General features: G+C 68.2%; 9 protein-coding genes. 6 read left to right on the forward strand and 3 right to left on the reverse strand.

The features are described from left to right. Positions 1-9: 9 nt before the first annotated feature. Positions 10-1,632, reverse strand: coding sequence for a DUF2207 family protein (locus ACWDXS_RS27890; RefSeq protein WP_387445940.1), 1,623 nt, complete (start codon positions 1,630-1,632; stop codon positions 10-12). Between the two features lie 278 nt (positions 1,633-1,910). Here ACWDXS_RS27890 and ACWDXS_RS27895 point away from each other — a divergent pair, with 278 nt between their 5' ends. Both ACWDXS_RS27895 and ACWDXS_RS27900 read left to right on the forward strand, forming a co-directional pair. Continuing rightward, positions 1,911-2,822, forward strand: coding sequence for a neutral zinc metallopeptidase (locus ACWDXS_RS27895; protein ID WP_378994418.1), 912 nt, complete (start codon positions 1,911-1,913; stop codon positions 2,820-2,822). A gap of 225 nt (positions 2,823-3,047) precedes the next feature. After that, on the forward strand, positions 3,048-4,097 hold the full coding sequence (locus ACWDXS_RS27900) for a neutral zinc metallopeptidase (RefSeq protein WP_449970079.1): 1,050 nt from the start codon (positions 3,048-3,050) through the stop codon (positions 4,095-4,097). Here the strand turns inward: ACWDXS_RS27900 and ACWDXS_RS27905 are convergent. Both ACWDXS_RS27905 and ACWDXS_RS27910 read right to left on the reverse strand, forming a co-directional pair. Continuing rightward, the gene (locus ACWDXS_RS27905; protein WP_449970082.1) at positions 4,094-5,371 is read right to left on the reverse strand and encodes an ammonium transporter; all 1,278 of its coding nucleotides are present in this window, start codon (positions 5,369-5,371) and stop codon (positions 4,094-4,096) included. The genes ACWDXS_RS27900 and ACWDXS_RS27905 overlap by 4 nt on opposite strands. 66 nt (positions 5,372-5,437) lie before the next feature. Then, positions 5,438-6,262, reverse strand: coding sequence for a hypothetical protein (locus tag ACWDXS_RS27910; protein ID WP_378994412.1), 825 nt, complete (start codon positions 6,260-6,262; stop codon positions 5,438-5,440). A gap of 445 nt (positions 6,263-6,707) precedes the next feature. Here ACWDXS_RS27910 and ACWDXS_RS27915 point away from each other — a divergent pair, with 445 nt between their 5' ends. The 4 genes from ACWDXS_RS27915 (at position 6,708) to ACWDXS_RS27930 (ending at position 14,239) form a co-directional block, all read left to right on the forward strand. After that, positions 6,708-9,371: a DNA polymerase III subunit gamma and tau gene (locus tag ACWDXS_RS27915; protein WP_449970085.1), complete on the forward strand. Its 2,664-nt coding sequence runs from the start codon at positions 6,708-6,710 to the stop codon at positions 9,369-9,371. Positions 9,372-9,560: 189 nt separating this feature from the next. Then, entirely contained in the window at positions 9,561-10,775 is a 1,215-nt protein-coding gene (locus tag ACWDXS_RS27920) for an acetyl-CoA C-acetyltransferase (protein ID WP_379219863.1), read from the forward strand. A 43-nt stretch (positions 10,776-10,818) separates the two neighbouring features. Further along, positions 10,819-12,975, forward strand: a complete 2,157-nt coding sequence (locus tag ACWDXS_RS27925; protein ID WP_378994405.1) for a 3-hydroxyacyl-CoA dehydrogenase NAD-binding domain-containing protein — start codon at positions 10,819-10,821, stop codon at positions 12,973-12,975. A gap of 190 nt (positions 12,976-13,165) precedes the next feature. Next, on the forward strand, positions 13,166-14,239 hold the full coding sequence (locus ACWDXS_RS27930) for an esterase-like activity of phytase family protein (protein ID WP_449970090.1): 1,074 nt from the start codon (positions 13,166-13,168) through the stop codon (positions 14,237-14,239). Positions 14,240-14,326 lie beyond the last annotated feature (87 nt).

The following is a 14,326-nucleotide window of genomic DNA, read 5'->3' on the forward strand; positions in this document are numbered from 1 at the left end:
CCAGGTCGCTCAGCGCGGGTTGAAGGCGCCTTCCAGTGCGGTGATGAAGAACGGGAACTGGGCGGCGAAGCGGTGGAGGTTGGGGTCTCGGTCGTAGCCGGCGAACCAGTAGAGGCCGGGCTGTGAGTCGGCTGCGGGGTTCATGTCGCGGAAGGTGCGGATCCAGTTGTCCGCTCGGCCGCTGATCACCGTGTAGGGGAGGGCGCGGGAGAAGATCGTCTCCTGGTCGATGGGCGGGATCCGGTCGCGCACGACGGTGTCGAGACCACGGTGCATCGCGCGGATTCGGCCTGCGACGGTGTCGCCGAGTGGGGTTCGGGTGGGGAGGTAGTTGGGGAGCAGCATCGCCGCTCCGCCTGCCAGGGCGATGGCCACGCCGACCAGGGCGTGTCCCGCGGTCAGGGCGAGGGTGACCGTGATGATCAGGCCGAGGGCGATCAGGGCGGCGCCGATCCAGCGGGGGAGCGCGCGCTGTTTCGGGTCGGCGAAGGCGCCGGTGGCGACGGCGTCGTTGCGCATGGCGGCGCGGATCGGGTCCAGTTGCAGGCGGCCGGGGGCGCGCAGTTCGCGGACGGCGACGGTGTCGGTGCCTTCGGGCAGCAGCATGTCGTAGACGGTGCGCTCGTATTCGCGCAGCTGGTCGTCGGGGGCGTTGACGCGGCTGATGCGCCAATCGTCTTCGCCCCGCGCGTTCACGGGGGTGATCCACAGGTAGCGCCGGACGGCGAGATCGACGACGGTGGCGGCGATGTCGACCGGATCGGCGTGTTCGTCGATGATCAGGCCGGCTTCGCCGGGGAGCACGCCGTCGGGGGAGGTGAACTCGACGCGGCCTGCCTGCTGGATCAGCGGATCGAAGGTGTCGCTACCCGCCACCGCGGCGGCAGCCCGCTTCCGCGCCAGCAGTACGTAGGCGATCATGCCCGCCAGCGCGAGCAGGAAGGCGCCGAAGGCCGCGAGCACGGGGGTGGTGAAGGCGAACGGGCCCGTACCGCCGCCGCGCACATCGGCATTCGCGGGCACGGTGCCGGGCGGCATCTGCAAGGTGAGGTCGATGGCATCGCCCTTGCGCAGGTCGGTCTGGTGCAGATACAGCACGCCGTCGGGTTCGGTGTGGACATCGGCGCACGGCTTGGCATTGCCCGCGGAGCCGAGTTTGCAGTCGACGATGCCCATTTGGAAGCTCGGGCTGATCACCGAGACGTCGAGCACGGCGATATCGGCGTTGAGCACGCCCAGCCAGTGGAACACCTGCGTGCCCGGCATGTCGGAGACGGTGTTGTGCACCGTATACGTGAACTTCGATTCGCCCGGCTTCGCCTCGACGACGAACTGGTCGTTGACAGTGGTGGCGGTGCCCGTACCGCTCGCGGTCACATCGGTGACCTTGAAGACCCGTTCCACGTCGTCACCGACCTTGAGGCGCAACGGCAGCGACATCGTGAAATTTCCGTCGGCGGGTACCGCGACAGTTTCGATGACTTCGAGCACACCGGTTTCGGTGAGCGTGAGGTCGGCGGTGATCGAAACACCGGAGGTGGAGGGCTCCGTATGGGCTACCGGCGCGGCCACGAGCAAACCCGCCGCAGCGAGCAGCAGCGCGCCAGCGGCGCCCCCCCGAAAAGTCAGCATGGGTGCTTACTCTAGACAGCTTGCTATTCTGCGTCAGCGGCTGTCGACGACTCATGAGACGAGGGGGGTACGGGGGAGTGACTCAACCACCGTACGGTTATGGGCCGAACGGCCCAGGTGGACGACCGGTTCCACCACCCCCCGGCTATGGTCCGCCCCCGGGATACCGGCCACAACCGGGATATGGGCAGCCGGGTTATCCACAGCCGCAGGGCTATCCACAGGGTTATGGGCAGCGTCCGGCGTATGGTCCGCCGCCGGGTTACCGCCCGCCGCCGATGCCCTACGGGCCGCCGGGCAGGCCGACTCCGCCGCCGCGTAAGCGGGGCGGTGGCTTCACCTCGGCAATCCTGGTCGTCATCTTCCTGCTGGTCGGCGGGCTGGTGAAGTACGCCGTCAATACCGGCGTCGACCTCGGGATCGGCGCGATCGGTCCGAAACCGACCACTACCTATACCCCGCAGCCGGGGACCGCGCCCGCCGCGACCGGCGACAACCCGCTGCTCACCGACTCCGACGGCACCCTGGTCCCGGCATCGTGCAATTACGCGCCGTGGGGCACGCAGGTGGACAAGGCGCGCGCCTTCTTCGAGTCGGCCGCCAAGTGCCTCGAGTCGGCATGGAAACCGCTGCTGGCGGAGAACAATCTGCCCTTCGAGTCGCCGACGCTCAGCGTCACCGCGACCACCGACGGCATCACCACCCCGTGCACCGGGTCGACGAGCAACTTCGCCGCCTTCTACTGCCCGGCGAACAAGACCATCTACATGCCGATCAGCCAGCTGCAGACCGAGCAGTTCCGCGACAACTGGGTGGTGTACCTGTCGGTGTTCGCGCACGAGTACGGCCACCACGTGCAGGCCCAGTCGGGCATCCTGCGCAAGGCCAACAGCGAGCGCGTCGACGCGGGCGCCCGCTCGGCCAAGGGTCTGGAGCTCTCGCGCCGAGTCGAGTTGCAGGCCAACTGCTTCGACGGCATGTTCATCGCCTCCTCGAAGGGCGGTGGTTCGCTGACCTCCTCGCAGGTCACGGTCGCCACCAAGGATTCCTACGGCCGCGGTGACGGCCCCGGCGACATGCGCGACCACGGCACCGCCGAGCACGGCGGCCAGTGGTTCGAAACCGGCCTGGACCGCAACCTCACGGCCCAGTGCAACACCTTCACCGTCGCTGCGAGCGAAGTGAACTGAGGCACCCCGCCTCTCCGCGCCTGCCGGGCTCGGGCGCCACACCGGTAGCGTGAGCGGCCGACGGCGGGGCGCGGGGTGAGTCAGCCCGTTCCCGGTGAGTTACCCATATCCGCGCGTGACCAGTTGTCAGGTGATTTCATGTATCCCCCGCCTCCTCCGCAACCGCCATACGGTAGGCCCCTGCCGCCACCGTATGGCGGGCAGATGCCGCCGTATGGGGGACAGATGCCGCCGTATGGACAGCCGGCGATGCCGCCCTACGGCAGACCGTTGCCGCCGCCTTACGGCTATGCGCCGCAGGGGTATCCGCCGCCGCGTCGGGGCGGTTCGGGTGCGGTCGGTGCGGTGTTGACGGTGTTGACCGTGTTCGGGGTCATCGGGTTGCTGGTCGCCGCGGTGGCCCTGTCCGATCAGAGCTCGCCGGGCTCGGTCGCCAAGACGACGCCGCCGAGTTTCACCTACAGCTCGAATTCGCCGGTGCCGACCACGAATCCGACGACAGCGCGCGCTACGACCACCGCGCGCACCACGGCGCCGACAACGACCAAACCGGCGGGGCCGCAACCTGTTATCGCCCTCGGTCAGCATCCGCTGTTCAGCAACGACGACGCGGGCCTGACGAACATGGACTGCGATCTGCCGCGATGGTCGACCGCCGCGGCGGTGGCCAAGGCGTTCTTCGCGGCGGCTCAGGTGTGCCTCGATCAGATGTGGCGGTCGAATCTGACCGCCGCGAATCTGCCCTTCCAGAGCCCGGGTCTGGTTGTCGCGGAACAGCCGTCGCAGCTGTCGTCGCCGTGTGGTGGTTCAACCAGCGACGCGTTCTACTGCAGTGCCTCTAGCACCATCTACATGTCGACGGAGGGGTTGGTGCTGCACAACACCCCGTATCCGCCGATGGAGGCGCTGTCGGTCTACGCCCACGAATACGGTCACCACATCCAGGGGCTCACCGGTTTGATGCAGGCCTCGTCGAACCAGCGTCGCGAGCAGGGCACGATGTCGGCGGGCGGGCTGGAGACCTCGCGTCGAATGGAGCTGCAGGCCAGCTGTTTCGGCGGCATGTACATCGGTTCGTCGGAAGCAGGCGGTTCGTGGACCTCGCAGGAGGGCTACGCCGCGGTGAAGCACAACTACAACCGCGGTGACGGCGACGGCCGCCACCGCGATCACGGCACCCCGGACCACAACGGCAACTGGTACAACCAGGGCTACTCGAAGAACCGCAATTTCGAATGCAACACCTGGTTGGCACCAGCCGACGAGGTCAGTTAGTTGCCGTAGTGGCCCTCGCCGAAGCGGCGGGGAGAGGAGCCGTGCACCCCTTCGGCATAGGCGGTTTCGGCGTGGAGGGCGAAGTCGATGCCCGCTGTTTCGTCTTCCTTGCTCACCCGGAAGCCGATGACCTTGTCGATGCCCTTGCCGAGCACCCACGAGACCGCGAAGGCGTACGCCGCGACCACCAGGACCGCGACGAGCTGCTTGCCGAGCTGGGCGAGGCCGCCGCCGTAGAGCAGCCCGTTCACGCCGCCGGTCATCACCTGGGTGGCCAGCAGGCCGATCAGGACCGTGCCCACGATGCCGCCCACGAAGTGCACACCGACCACGTCGAGCGAATCGTCATAGCCCGCTTTGTGTTTCCAGCCGACCGCGAACGAACACACCACGCCGGCGGCCAAGCCGACCAGCACCGCACCGAGGGTGTTCACCACGCCGCAGGACGGGGTGATCGCGACCAGACCGGCCACCGCGCCCGAAGCCGCACCGAACGTGGTGGGCCTGCCGTCGCGGATCTGTTCGACGATGAGCCAGCCGAGCATACCGAGACTGCCCGCGACCAGGGTGTTCAGGAAGACAGCCGCCGCGGTGCCGGTGGCGCCCAGCGCGGAGCCCGCGTTGAAACCGAACCAGCCGAACCACAGCAGACCGGCACCGAGCAGCACGAACGGCAGGTTGTGCGGACGCATCGCATCGATGTTGAAACCGATGCGCGGTCCGAGGACCAGCGCCAAGGCGAGGGCGGAAGCGCCGGAGGCGATCTCGACCACCAGCCCGCCCGCGTAGTCGAGCGCGCCGAAGTTCAGCAGCCAGCCGTCCGGCCCCCACACCCAGTGCGCGATCGGCGCGTACACCGCCAGCGTCCACAGCGGAACGAACACCATCCAGCCCGCGAACTTGGCACGGTCGGCGATGGCGCCGGAGACCAGGGCGGCGGTCAGGATCGCGAACGTCAGCTGGAAGGTGACGAACAGCAGCTCCGGAATGGTGCCGCGGACGGAGTCGGGATTGATCCCGGCCAGCCCGAGATGCTCGAGATCGCCGATCAGACCACCACCCGCGTCGTCGCCGAACGCGAGGCTGTAGCCGACGACCAGCCAGACCACGGTGACCAGCGGGATCGCGATGAAGCTCATCATCAGCATGTTCAGCACGCCGGTCGAGCGCACCATCCCGCCGTAGAACACGGCCAGTGCGGGCGTCATCAACAGCACCATGGCGGTGGCCGCGAGTAGCCAAGCAGTGGCCGCCGGGTCGATCGTTGCGGGCACGGTAACTCCTTTCACGCGTGGATGCGTTGCGAGAAAGTTACCGAACACTCACCACGGATGGCGGCGCTAGCCCCGGTTTTCCTTGGCCAGCGCCCGCACGCCGCGCTTGCCGGGAACGGGCAGGTCATCGCCGTCGGCGAGCCACTCGGCAGTGGTGAGCCAGCGGCGCTGGGCATGCGCGTCGGCCACGTCGAAGAACAGGCGGCGGCCGCGATCGTCGCGCGCGTCGCGGGCGAGCACCGCCCAGCTCGGCGGCTTGCCCCGGTCGGCGGTGTGTTCCACGACGAAGCCCGCGACCAGCTTGCCGATCATGTTGACCGGCTTCTGCGAGACCCGGTTGCCGTATTTGGTGGTGTGCCAGCGCCGCGCCGGGCACAGCGAACCGGGGCTCGCGTTCGAGGCGATCCAGCCCGCGCGCTGCGCTCGTTCGATCAGCCACAGATGCTTGACCGCCGACGGCGCGATCTCACCCACCCGTTCGGCGATGAGCGTGCAGACCTCGGCATCGGCGAGGATATCGCGCCTGGTGGGGCCGATATCGTGGTCGGTCCAGTGCGCCGCGGCGAGGCGGGCCAGCACGCGCCCGAACTCGTCGATGCTGCGCTGGGCGCGACGGCCGAGCCGCTCGATCCGCTCGGCCTCGCGGCGCATCTCGTTCTGCGCGGTGAGCGTGCGAATGGCCGCCATCGTCGGCACCTGCCCGCGTTCGAGCAGTTGCAGGATGGCGTCGGCGGTCGCCGGGTCGGCTGCGGCAGCGACGGGTAACGAGTCGCGTTTGATGTCGAAGTCTTGTGGGCTGATCGCCCGGCTCAGTAGCCCGACTGCGGCGTTGTCGCCGGCGAAGTCGGTGTGGGCGAGCCAGGCGGTTGCGATGTCATCACACGACAGCACGGTGAAACGTTCCTCCGGTCGGTGCGGTGGGGGAGCGATCGGTGCGCGAAGGTTGTGCCCCGGTCGGGATGAGGGACCGGCCGGGGTCACCAACCTGATGAAGGTTTGGCCACCGAAGTTGCCGAGATCCACGGTAGCCAGGCACTTGCGCCGCTGTCACGACCGTTCATTGTTTCGTTACATCCGGTATGGGGCCGTCAATCGGGGAATTGGTTTGGATTGCTGTCACAACCAGTATCAACAGACTGTTCGATGGCGGATTCGCCACGTGTGCGGCAGTCGATAGCTCAGCCGTTGCGCCTAGCGGCACGCTTTGCACCTACGCTCCATACCGCGAAATTCAATGTGATTTAGATCACATCATTATCAAGGCTTCGTTACCGCGCGCGGGTACAGTGCCAGCCGCCGATAAACCCTGTCGGACACTCTCGGTAGCCTGTGGGTCGTGGCTCTGTACCGGAAGTATCGACCGGCGACATTCGCAGAAGTAGTGGGTCAGGAGCACGTCACCGACCCGCTGAGTACAGCGCTGGATACCGGACGGATCAGTCACGCGTATCTGTTCTCCGGGCCGCGTGGTTGCGGTAAGACGTCGTCCGCGCGCATCCTCGCGCGGTCGCTGAACTGCGTGGACGGGCCGACGTCGACCCCGTGCGGCACGTGCTCGTCGTGTGTGGCGCTCGGGCCGGGCGGCTCGGGCAATCTCGACGTGATCGAACTCGACGCGGCCAGTCACGGTGGTGTCGACGACACCCGCGAGCTGCGCGATCGCGCCTTCTACGCGCCCGCCGAGTCGCGCTACCGCGTGTTCATCGTCGACGAGGCGCACATGGTCACCACGGCCGGTTTCAACGCGCTGCTCAAGATCGTCGAGGAACCGCCCGCCCACCTGATCTTCATCTTCGCCACCACCGAGCCGGACAAGGTGCTGCCGACGATTCGCTCACGCACGCACCACTATCCGTTCCGGCTCCTGCCGCCCGCCACCATGCGCGGACTGCTCGGCAAGATCTGCGAGCAGGAGCACGTACCGGTGGAGGAGGCGGTGTACCCGCTGGTCATCCGGGCCGGTGGTGGTTCGCCGCGCGACAGCCTGAGCGTGCTCGACCAGCTGCTGGCCGGCGCCGGGCCGGACGGTGTCACCTACCCGCGCGCGGTCTCGCTGCTCGGCGTCACCGATGTGGCGCTGATCGACGACGCCATCGACGCGCTGGCCGCCGATGATGGTGCGGCCCTGTTCAACACGGTCGATTCGGTGATGGAAGCGGGCCACGACCCGCGCCGGTTCGCCGTCGACCTGCTCGAACGGCTGCGCGACCTGATCCTGTTGCGCGCGGTCCCCGATGCCGCCGACCGCGGCCTGGTCTCCGGTCCAGGCGACGTCCTGGAAAGAATGCGTGACCAGGCCGAACGTCTGGGCCCCGCCACCCTCACCCGCTACGCCGAACTCCTGCACGAGGGCCTCGGTGAAATGCGCGGCGCCACCGCCCCGCGCCTGCTCCTCGAAGTGATCTGCGCCCGCATGCTCCTGCCGTCGGTGTCCGACGCCGAGTCGGCCACCCTGCAACGGCTGGAACGGCTGGAACGCGGATTCGCGAGCGGATCGGCCCCCGCGCCCGCCCGCCCGGGGCCTGCGGCGGGTGAGTCACCCGCCGAACGCCCGGCCGTCCCGGCCTCCCGTGGCCGCCGCGGTGCGGAACTCCTCGCCGCCGCGCGCGCCGAGAAGGAAGCGGCGACCAGCGGATCGTCGGCATCCGGCGCCGCGAGCCCTGCTGTCGCGGAACAGAAGACCGCGGCCCCGGCCACACCGCCGGCACCCGTGACGTCCGCACCGGGTGTGTCCCCGAGAGTGTCTGCACCCGGTTCGCCGACCGCACCGCACGCAGCGGCCACGCCGGCTGCACCGCAAGCCCCTGTGACGTCCGCACCGAGTGTGTCCCCGACAGTGTCTGCGCCCAGTGCGCCGACCGCACCGCAAGCATCGGCCACACCGGCTGCACCGCAAGCGCCGACCGCACCGCCCGAGCAGGCAGCGCCGACGGCACAGTCGGCACCGACCGCATCACCCGAGCAGGCAGCGCCGACGGCACCGCCCGCGCCGACGGCACCGCCCGCGCCAACGGCACCGCCCGCGCCAACGGCACCGCCCGCGCCGACGGCACCGCCCGCGCAGCTCGAGCCCTCCGCGCCGCCCATCGATTCCGGGCACAGTGCCGTTGACATCTCGTCGGAAAGAGTCGCTTCCCAGCGGCTCGCGGCAGATTCTCCCGAGGTCGAGGCGACCCGTCTGACCGGCAGCGGCTCGCGCGCAGCCGACATCGACTCGATTCCGGAAGCGGTAGCACCGCAGGTGGATTCGCCGGTTCAGCCGGAACCCGAACTGGGTGAAGCCGAAGCGCCGTCGCGGGTCGAGACTGCTTCTGCACAGGTGGAGCCGCCGGTCGGCGCGGCACCCACCGAGGATCTGGTCGGGATCGTCGATGCCGCGTGGCCGGAGATCAAGGGCAGGGTGCGGGAGTTCGGGGCTACCTTGCAGGCGCTGTTATCGGGGGCGGCGGTGTCGCGGGTCGAGGGCGAGGTGATCGTTTTCGCGCATCCGGCCGCGCCGTTGGCGCAGCGGTTGTCCGATCCGCGCAATATCGAAGCAGTGCGTTCGGCGGTGCGGGCCGTGCTCGGGCGTGAACTGGATGTGCGCTGGGAGACCGGTGCGCCCGCGCCGCGACCCGCGCCCGCCGCTAAGGCCGGGCCCGCGCGGGGGCCGGGAAATCCGGAGGGCAAGCCCGCGGGACGCCCCAAGTTCTCGCGGCCGAGCCAGGCGGCGGGCAACCAGTCGCCGAACCGGGCGAACCGGCCGTCCGACGATGACATTCCGCCGCCGGATTTCCCTGACCTCCCCGACGACCCCGGCCCGGACGAGGGGTCCGAGTCCCGGTCCGGTGGCGATTCCGCGCGCAGCGCCGCCGTTCTCGCCCCGCCGACCCCGGAGGAAGAACGGGAGATGCTGGCCGCCGCCGCGGTGCCGGTGGCTCCCGGTGACCGTCAAGACCCGGACGAGGTCGCGCTGGCGTTGCTACGTGAACAGTTCGGAGCAAAGAGTCTGGATGGTTGACAGCCACCGTCCGTACCGCGTTAAGTTAACCGGAGTTCGCACACCACGGTAGTATGAACGGGTGGCCGGTTTCACCGGATGAGCATGGTTCTATGCTCCGCTGGTGTTTGCCGGGATTTGTACGGCGTCGAGACAATTGGTCGTGGCGTTCGTGCGGCCACCGCACCCCAAGGAAGGAAACACTCCGATATGACCACAGAGGCCTACATCTACGAGGCCATCCGCACTCCGCGCGGCCGCGGCAAGAAGAACGGCTCGCTGCACTCGGTCAAGCCGATCGATCTGACTGTTGGTCTGATCCAGGAGCTGCGTGGCCGCTTCCCGAACCTCGACGAGGACCAGATCTCGGACCTCATCCTCGGCGTGGTCACCCCCGTCGGTGACCAGGGCATGGACATCGCCCGCACCGCGGTCACCATCGCCGGCCTGCCCGACACCGTCGGTGGCTTCCAGCTCAACCGCTTCTGTGCTTCCGGCCTCGAGGCCGTGAACCTGGCTGCGCAGAAGGTTCGCTCCGGCTTCGACGACCTCGTCATCGCCGGTGGCGTCGAGTCGATGTCGCGCGTACCGATGGGCTCCGACGGCGGCTCCTGGGCGCTCGACCCGGCCACCAACTACGACGGCTACTTCGTGCCCCAGGGCATCTCGGCCGACCTGATCGCCACCATCGAGGGCTTCACCCGCGATGACGTCGACGCCTACGCGGTGCGCTCGCAGGACCTGGCCGCCGCGGCGACCACCGGCGGCTACTTCGCCAAGTCGATCGTCCCGGTCAAGGACATCAACGGCCTGGTCGTGCTCGACAACGACGAGCACATGCGTCCCGGCACCACCGCCGCCGACCTCGGCAAGCTGAACCCGGCCTTCGCCGGCATCGGTGAGATGGGTGGCTTCGACGCCGTCGCGCTGCAGAAGTTCACCTACATCGAGAAGATCAACCACGTCCACCACGGTGGCAACAGCTCGGGCATCGTCGACGGCGCCGCCCTGCTGCTGATCGGTTCCGAAGAGGCGGGCAAGAACTCGGGTCTGACCCCGCGTGCCCGCGTCGTCGCGACCGCCACCTCCGGTGCGGACTCCACCATCATGCTCACCGGTCCCACCCCGGCCGCCAAGAAGGCGCTGGCCAAGGCCGGTCTGACGATCGAGGACATGGACCTCGTCGAGATCAACGAGGCCTTCGCCTCCGTGGTGCTGAAGTTCCAGAAGGACCTGAACGTCCCGGACGAGAAGCTGAACGTCAACGGTGGCGCGATCGCGATGGGCCACCCGCTGGGTGCCACCGGCGCGATGATCACCGGCACGGTGCTCGACGAGCTGGAGCGTCGCAACGCGCGCTACGGCCTGATCACCCTGTGCATCGGCGGCGGCATGGGCGTCGCCACCATCATCGAGCGCGTCTGAGCTCCGGCCGACTTTCACTTCTCATAGGAGAGAACGAAAAACTATGACTGACAACATCATCGGCTGGGAGAAGGACGCCGACGGCGTGGTCGTCCTCACTATCGACGACCCCAGCCAGGGCGCCAACACCATGAACGACGCGTACCTCGCGTCGATGAACGCCACCGTCGACCGCCTCGAGGCGGAGAAGGACGACATCACCGGTGTCGTCATCACCTCCGGCAAGAAGACCTTCTTCGCCGGCGGCGACCTGAAGAACATGATGAAGGTCGGCCCGGACAACGCGGCCGAGGTCGTCAAGATGGTCACCGACGTGAAGGCCCCGCTGCGTCGCCTCGAGCAGCTCGGCAAGCCGGTCGTCGCCGCCATCAACGGCGCTGCCCTCGGTGGCGGCCTGGAGATCGCGCTGGCCACCCACTACCGCATCGCGGCCGACGTCAAGGGTTCGGCCATCGGCCTGCCCGAGGTCTCCCTGGGCCTGCTGCCCGGTGGCGGCGGCGTGACCCGCACCGTGCGCATGCTCGGCCTGCAGAACGCGCTGATGCAGGTGCTGCTGCAGGGCCAGCGTCACCGCGTCACCAAGGCCAAGGAAATCGGCCTGATCGACGAGGTCGTCGCCACGGTCGAGGAACTGATCCCCGCCGCCAAGGTGTGGATCGCGGCCAACCCCGAAGCGGCGCAGCCGTGGGACAAGAAGGGCTACCGGATCCCCGGCGGCACCCCGTCCACCCCGGCCTTCGCGGCGAACCTGCCCGCGTTCCCGGCCAACCTGCGCAAGCAGATCAAGGGCACCAACATGCCCGCCCCGCGCGCCATCATGGCCGCGGCGGTCGAGGGTGCGCAGGTCGACATCGACAACGCGCTGACCATCGAGGGCCGTTACTTCACGAGCCTGCTGACCGGTCCGGTCGCGAAGAACATGATCCAGGCGTTCTTCTTCGACCTCAACCACATCAACGGTGGCGGCTCGCGTCCGTCCGTCGAGGATGTGCCCAAGCGTGAGATCAAGAAGATCGGTGTCGTCGGCGCCGGCATGATGGGCGCGGGCATCGCCTACGTCTCCGCCAAGGCCGGCTACGACGTCGTCCTCAAGGACGTCGAGCTCGCCAACGCCGTCAAGGGCAAGGGCTACGCCGAGGCCATCGAGGCCAAGGCTCTCTCGCGTGGCAAGACCACCCAGGAGAAGTCCGACGCGCTGCTGGCTCGCATCACCCCGACCGCGGACGCCGCCGACTTCAAGGGCGTCGACTTCGTGATCGAGGCCGTGTTCGAGAACCCGGACCTCAAGAACAAGGTCTTCCAGGAGATCGAGGACATCGTCGACGCCGATGCCCTGCTCGGCTCGAACACCTCGACCCTGCCGATCACCCTGCTCGCCAACGGTGTGAAGCGCTCCGAGGACTTCATCGGTATCCACTTCTTCTCCCCCGTGGACAAGATGCCGCTGGTGGAGATCATCAAGGGCGAGAAGACCTCCGACGAGGCGCTGGCCCGGGTGTACGACTACACCCTCGCCATCAAGAAGACCCCGATCGTCGTCAACGACAGCCGTGGCTTCTTCACCTCGCGCGTGATCGGTACCTTCATCAACGAGGCCATCTCCATGGTCGCCGAGGGTGTCGACCCGGCCACCGTCGAGCAGGCCGGTCTGCAGGCGGGCTACCCGGCCGCGCCGCTGAAGCTCAGCGACGAACTGAACTTCACCACCATGCAGAAGATCTACAAGGAGACCTCCGAGGCCATCCTTGCCGCCGGTGGTGAGCTCAACGCCGCGTCCGCGAAGACCGCCGAGGTCCTCAACACCCTGATCGACAAGTACGACCGCAAGGGCAAGCTGGGCGGCGCGGGCTTCTACGAGTACGTCGACGGCAAGGCCACCGGCCTGTGGGACGAGCTGCGCGAGATCTTCAGCTCGAGCCGTGAGCTCCCGGAGGGTGTCACCTTCCAGGACCTCAAGGACCGGATGATGTTCGCCGAGTCCATCGAGACCCAGAAGTGCTTCGACGAAGGCGTGCTCACCAGCACCGCCGACGCGAACATCGGCTCGATCTTCGGCATCGGCTTCCCGGCCTGGTCGGGTGGCTCGCACCAGTTCATCGTCGGCTACCCCGGTGGCCAGGAGGCCTTCGTGGCCCGCGCCGACGAGCTGGCCGCGAAGTTCGGCCCGCGTTTCGAGGTCCCGGCCTCGCTGCGCAAGTAAGTCGGTAGTTCCCGGTTTCGCACCGGGTCGGCGCCCGTCACCTCAACGAGGTGGCGGGCGTTCGCCGTTGTCGGGGCCAACCAAGAGTCCAGCTCGGACTTCGGAGGTGGTAGGGCGGCGACCGACAGTTCGGGTGGTGTTCACCTGGGGGTGTGGTGCGGTGGATAGCTTGTCGGTCATGGGACGTCGGGTGGCTGCAGCGGTTCTGGGAATTGTCGTCGCGGGGGGCGCGGTGCCGGACGCGGGGGCCGCGGTCGATGGCGTGCGGGTGCTGGGGGAACAGGTCGTGGGGCACGACGTCGAATTCGGGGAGACGGTGGTCGGCGGGCTGTCGGGCATCGACTATCGCGCCGACGCCGGTGAATTCGTCTTGATCAGCGATGACCGGTCGGAAAAGGGGCCCGCCAGGGTGTACACGGCTCGGATTCCAGTGGGGGAGACGGGTATCGGGCCCGTGAGCGTCACCGGCACGAAGCCGCTGCTGCGGGCGGACGGCGGCGTGTATCCGCCGAAATCGGTGGATCCCGAGGACATTCGGGTTGATCCGTGGACGGGAGACTACTTCTGGACACAGGAGGGCGAGCGGACCGGTGAGGTGCTTGCCGATCCTTCGGTACGGGTGGCTCGCGCGGACGGCGGGTTCGTCGCGGAGCTGCCGATTCCGGAAAACGAACGGATGCGCGCTGATTCGGGGCCACGGCAGAATCAGGCGCTCGAGGGGGCGACGTTCGCGGCCGGTGGGGCGTTGTTCGTGACCGCGATGGAGGGGCCGCTGCTCCAAGACGGTCCGGGCGCGACCACGACGGCGGGGGCCACGACGCGGATCACCGTCCAGGCCAGGTTCGGGCCGGTGCTCGCGCAGTACGCGTACCCGCTGGAGCCGGTGTTCGCCGAGTCGCGGCCGGAGGCCGGGCAGGCGAGCAACGGCGTGACCGCGATCCTCGCCGACGACAGCTTCGATCCGACCCGATTCCTGGTGGTCGAACGGGCTTTCGCCAAGGGGGTGGGGAATCGGGTGCGGATCTTCGAGATCGACACCACGGCCGCGAGTACCGTGCTCGACGCGCCGATCGCGGGTGCTCGCCCGGTGGCCAAGCGGCTCGTCGCCGACCTCGCCGATCTGGGGATCGAGGCCGTCGACAACATCGAGGGAATGACCTGGGGCCCGCGCCTGCCCTCGGGTGAGCGCACGTTGGTGCTGGTCGCGGACAACAACTTCGCGTCCGAACAGCGCACTCAGCTGATCGCGCTCGCGGTGCGCTGAACCGCGGGTTTCGGACAACCGTTGCCGCCACAGCGTCGAATCTCCACCCGATAGACGCCGGATCGCGCTAGCTTGGATATGTGCGGT

Source organism: Nocardia sp. NPDC003183, from assembly GCF_053590715.1.

Excerpts from the sequence above, each read along its gene's own strand:
- ACWDXS_RS27900 (WP_449970079.1), top strand. The coding sequence starts at position 3,048 with ATGCCGCCGTATGGACAGCCGGCGATGCCGCCCTACGGCAGACCGTTG.
- ACWDXS_RS27895 (WP_378994418.1), top strand. The coding sequence starts at position 1,911 with ATGCCCTACGGGCCGCCGGGCAGGCCGACTCCGCCGCCGCGTAAGCGG.
- ACWDXS_RS27890 (WP_387445940.1), bottom strand. The coding sequence starts at position 1,632 with ATGCTGACTTTTCGGGGGGGCGCCGCTGGCGCGCTGCTGCTCGCTGCG.
- ACWDXS_RS27925 (WP_378994405.1), top strand. The coding sequence starts at position 10,819 with ATGACTGACAACATCATCGGCTGGGAGAAGGACGCCGACGGCGTGGTC.
- ACWDXS_RS27920 (WP_379219863.1), top strand. The coding sequence starts at position 9,561 with ATGACCACAGAGGCCTACATCTACGAGGCCATCCGCACTCCGCGCGGC.